Genomic DNA, 4,532 nt, shown 5'->3' on the forward strand with positions numbered 1-4,532 from the left:
ATTTACAGCAGTATCAGACCACCCCTTTTGTTTGGGTGTGTATTGATTCAATGACAAGTGACCTTCATCATTTAAAGTTCTGGTGATAGCCCAAAAGCTTAAACCCTGTAATCTCAGGTCAAATGCTCGTTTAACAACTTCCACTTTATCAGGAATGATTGTGAATGTTCGACGGTCATCATTCAGCCTTAACCATGCAGGACAACGCCTAGATACCTTCGGAGATGAGTTCTTTTTTACGGTTCCATGCAGCTTGGACACGCTCAGACTTCCTCAAACTTTCCTCATGCGCCCGCTGCATTATCAGAATGCTTTTAATCAGGGCTAACGGGTCTTTTAAACTTTCTCGTGTGTAATGTTCTCCATCGCTTAGTGTGACTACATCTACACCAGCCCTTAAGATACGGCGTAATAGCTCAGAAGCAATATCAATATCCTGACGTGACAGACGGTCTAAACTCTCGATTAGTAGCGTATCACCAGCTTTAACAAGCCCTTTCTCGATAGCGGTTAAAAAGTCACCTAGACCACCTTTCAGGTGCTTACCACTAAAAGCACTTTTCCCCAAATCTTTAAAGCTCAAGGATGAATCCAAGTAAAACTCAGGGTTCTTATCAAGCCAGTCAGTAACCAGCTTAGATTGTCGGCGTACAGAGTCCCCTTTCAGTTGTCGTTCACTTGAAAATCTGATGTAGCTGATTGCCCGTCTCATATTCAATACCTAAAATGATGTGTTTAGGAACCCATTATACTGAAGACAATACCGGACCACATATTCAGGGCGGAGTGGCCGGTAACACCAAGCTGCTCAACGTAGAGGGGTAAGAAGGGCATTACCAGACTGAAGGCGGCCCCGGTAAGAAAACAGCCTAGCCAGGCGACGATCAGGTTTCGTTTCCAGTTTATAGGGGTGTCATTTTCACAGGGTGACATAGCAATCCGCTGTTGGTGCGCCAGGCGCGGTGAACATAAGAAGAAAAGATAAACACACTAATTATGCGCCCGACTTCCAGGGGGCGCAATCCAGAGAGCTTTTATCGCTAAATCAGGGGGATTTGCTGTGGTAATGCCGGATGCCATTCTGAAGCATCCGGCATGGGAGATTTAATAGCGTGAAGGAACGCCTTCCGGGCGTGTTTTAAAGCGACGGTGTAACCACATATACTGCTCTGGTGCCATCATGATGCATTTTTCGACCACTTTGTTCATCCACGCGGCGGTAGTTTCGGCATCATCCAGTGGCGGAGAACACTCTGGCGGCAGCATAATCAATTGATACCCTTTGCCATCTGGCTTACGGCGTGGAACGAAGGGCACCAGACATGCGCCGGACATCCGTGCCAGCATCCAGGTTCCGGTCGTGGTCGCAGCCTGCTCAACGGCAAATAACGGGACGAAAACGCTTGAGCGCGGGCCGTAATCATGATCTGGTGCGTACCAGACCACTTCGCCTTTTTTCAGGGCTTTAATCATGCCTTTTAAATCTTTGCGGTCGAGCATCGATTTATTTGAGCGCAAACGGCCCCAGGTTTGTAGCCAGTCAATCAGTGGATTATCGTTCGGGCGGTAAACGCCAATCCCCGGTTCCTGCATACCAAACTGCCGCGCGCCCAGCTCCAGTGTCAGAAAATGGATGCCAACTAACAGGATGCCGCGTTTTTGCGCCTGCACGTCACGAATGTGTTCCATGCCGATCACTTCCGTCCAGCGGGCGATTCGGCGGTCCGGCCAGAACCACGCCATACCGGTTTCCATCAGGCCCATGCCAACGGATTCGAAATTCTTCACCACCATTTTACGGCGTTCTTGTTCGCTCATTTCCGGGAAGCACAGTTCCAGGTTGCGATGCACAATTTTTGCGCGTCGTTTCATAAAACGTAACGCCAGTTTTCCTAATCCACAACCGAGGCGGTAGATAATCGGGTAGGGCAATTGCACGACCAACCAAAGTACGCCAATACCCAACCAGGTTAACCAATAACGCGGATGAAGCAGTGCGGTGGAGAACTTGGGTAGATTCGTCATATCAATCCTGTTTTTCAACCTATACGGGCAATTGTATGTATTGTCGCATTTTTTCGCCCGCAACCAAAATTTGTGGCTGAAGACTGGGCGAAATTGCCGCGCTTGTAAATAACAAATAATTTTTAATGCGCAAATGTAGCGTAAAATGTGTGGATGTTAATTATCGATAATTGCTATATCATGCCGCGGATTTTTACTTTCCCATCTCGCAGGAACCGTACACCATGCCAGTGTTACACAACCGCATTTCCAACGACGCGTTAAAAGCCAAAATGTTGGCTGAGAGCGAACCGCGAACCACCATTTCGTTTTACAAGTATTTCCACATCGCCGATCCTAAGGCGACCCGTGACGCTTTATATCAGCTGTTTACCGCGCTGAATGTTTTTGGGCGAGTGTATCTGGCGCATGAGGGCATTAACGCGCAAATCAGCGTACCTGCGAGCAATGTTGAAACATTTCGCGCGCAGCTCTATGCCTTCGACCCGGCTTTAGAGGGTTTACGCCTGAATATCGCGTTGGATGATGACGGGAAATCCTTCTGGGTACTGCGCATGAAGGTACGCGATCGCATTGTTGCCGACGGTATTGACGATCCTCACTTTGATGCCAGCAATGTTGGTGAGTATCTGCAAGCGGCGGAAGTGAACGCCATGCTTGACGATCCTGATGCACTATTTATCGACATGCGTAACCACTATGAGTATGAAGTGGGGCACTTTGAAAACGCGCTCGAAATTCCGGCAGATACCTTCCGTGAGCAGCTGCCAAAAGCAGTCGAGATGATGCAGGCACATAAAGATAAAAAAATCGTCATGTACTGCACCGGCGGCATTCGTTGTGAAAAGGCCAGTGCCTGGATGAAACATAACGGATTCAACAAAGTCTGGCATATCGAGGGCGGAATTATTGAATACGCCCGTAAGGCGCGCGAGCAGGGCTTGCCGGTGCGTTTTATTGGCAAAAATTTTGTTTTTGACGAGCGGATGGGCGAACGTATATCGGATGAGATTATCGCGCATTGCCACCAGTGCGGCGCGCCGTGCGACAGCCATACCAACTGTAAAAATGATGGCTGCCACCTGCTGTTTATTCAGTGTCCAGTATGCGCGGAAAAATACAAAGGTTGTTGTAGTGAGATTTGCTGCGAAGAAAGCGCGTTACCGCCAGAAGAACAGCGACGCCGTCGGGCAGGACGTGAAAATGGCAATAAGATCTTTAATAAGTCTCGTGGACGTCTGAATACAACACTGGGTATTCCTGATCCAACAGAATAAATATCATTGCCGGATGCGTGCCATCCGGCAACATTTCACTCTTACTTCTGCTGTACGCCTTCCACTGAAATAATCAGATCCACTTCCTGAGAAGCTGGACCTAAATCTGTCTTGATATTGAAGTCTTTGAGCTTAATTTTGCCTTCGGCCTCAAAGCCTGCACGTTTACCGCCCCATGGGTCGTCGCCCTGACCAATTAATTTCGCTTCCAGCGTGACGGGTTTGGTTACGCCATTCAGCGTCAGATCGCCGGTAATATCCAGTTCGTCACCGTCTTTCTTCACGCTGGTGGAGGTGAATGTTGCCTGTGGATATTTTGTGGTATTGAGAAAATCCGCACTGCGAAGATGTTTATCGCGTTCGGCGTGGTTAGTATCGACGCTGGTGGTGTTAATTGTCACATTCACTTTATCGGCAGCCGGATTTTTTTCATCAAAGGTAAAAGTACCGTCGAAATCTTTAAAGGTGCCATATAACCAGCTATAGCCAAGATGCTGTATGCGGAAGTTAACAAAGGCGTGCTGACCTTCTTTGTCAATTTTGTAATCGGCGGCAACCGCTGAACCGGCAGAGAACATCAGGGACGCGAAGGTTAAACCAAGCAGGCTTTTTTTCATTTTTTATACTCCATAGTCAGATGACGACTTTCCCAGCATGCGCTTCAGAGTGTCGTCTTTATCGATGAAATGATGCTTCAGGGCCATAAATCCGTGCATAACAGACAGTACTACGACGCTCCACGCGAGCCAAAAATGCAGGGCACCGGCAAAGTCTGCCTGTGCGCCAGCGTCGGCAAGGGTCGCGGGGACGTCAAACCAGCCAAAAACGCTGATCGGTTTACCATCGGCAGTTGAGATCAGATAGCCGCTGATGCCGATGGCGAACAGCAATAGGTACAATGCGAGATGTCCAGCTTTTGCGGCAAGACGAGTCATGGGCGAATAACTCGGCAGCGGACCCGGCGGTGGAGATATGACACGCCACAGAACGCGAATAACCAGCCCCATCATTAACAAAATACCGATGCTTTTATGCAGTTCGGGTGCTTTGTGATACCAGCCATCGTAATAACTGAGCGTGACCATCCACAGACCTAAAGCAAACATGCCGTAGACAATAATTGCGCTTAGCCAATGGAAGGCCGCAGATATAACACCATAGCGTTCAGGGGTATTTGTGAATGACATAAGTGCATCCAATACGAATTTGCGAGAGAAAGAAAATGGCGTG

4 protein-coding genes and 2 pseudogenes are annotated in these 4,532 nt (G+C 48.5%); 1 reads left to right on the forward strand and 5 read right to left on the reverse strand.

Annotated features, from left to right (window positions below; all coding sequences use genetic code 11):
* From ACUU1M_RS18900 to lpxL, 3 genes and pseudogenes are all read right to left on the reverse strand, one after another.
* Positions 1-712, reverse strand: a pseudogene (locus ACUU1M_RS18900) (recombinase family protein); the annotation flags it as partial.
* A 35-nt stretch (positions 713-747) separates the two neighbouring features.
* Positions 748-933 (reverse strand): annotated as a pseudogene (locus ACUU1M_RS18905) (hypothetical protein); the annotation flags it as partial.
* 171 nt (positions 934-1,104) lie between these two features.
* On the reverse strand, positions 1,105-2,025 hold the full coding sequence (gene lpxL / locus ACUU1M_RS18910; protein WP_005062003.1) for a kdo(2)-lipid IV(A) lauroyltransferase: 921 nt from the start codon (positions 2,023-2,025) through the stop codon (positions 1,105-1,107).
* 224 nt (positions 2,026-2,249) lie between these two features.
* Here lpxL and trhO point away from each other — a divergent pair, with 224 nt between their 5' ends.
* Positions 2,250-3,302 (forward strand): oxygen-dependent tRNA uridine(34) hydroxylase TrhO, encoded by a 1,053-nt coding sequence (gene trhO, locus ACUU1M_RS18915; protein ID WP_001144616.1) that lies wholly within the window; start codon positions 2,250-2,252, stop codon positions 3,300-3,302.
* A gap of 41 nt (positions 3,303-3,343) precedes the next feature.
* Here the strand turns inward: trhO and ACUU1M_RS18920 are convergent, their stop codons facing one another.
* Positions 3,344-3,919 carry a YceI family protein gene (locus ACUU1M_RS18920; RefSeq protein WP_000749269.1) on the reverse strand — a complete coding sequence of 192 codons (576 nt, stop codon included), beginning with the start codon at positions 3,917-3,919 and terminating at the stop codon, positions 3,344-3,346.
* Between the two features lie 3 nt (positions 3,920-3,922).
* Positions 3,923-4,489, reverse strand: coding sequence for a cytochrome b (locus ACUU1M_RS18925; protein ID WP_000011108.1), 567 nt, complete (start codon positions 4,487-4,489; stop codon positions 3,923-3,925).
* Positions 4,490-4,532: the final 43 nt, after the last annotated feature.

Source organism: Shigella sp. SIG6 (assembly GCF_053555815.1).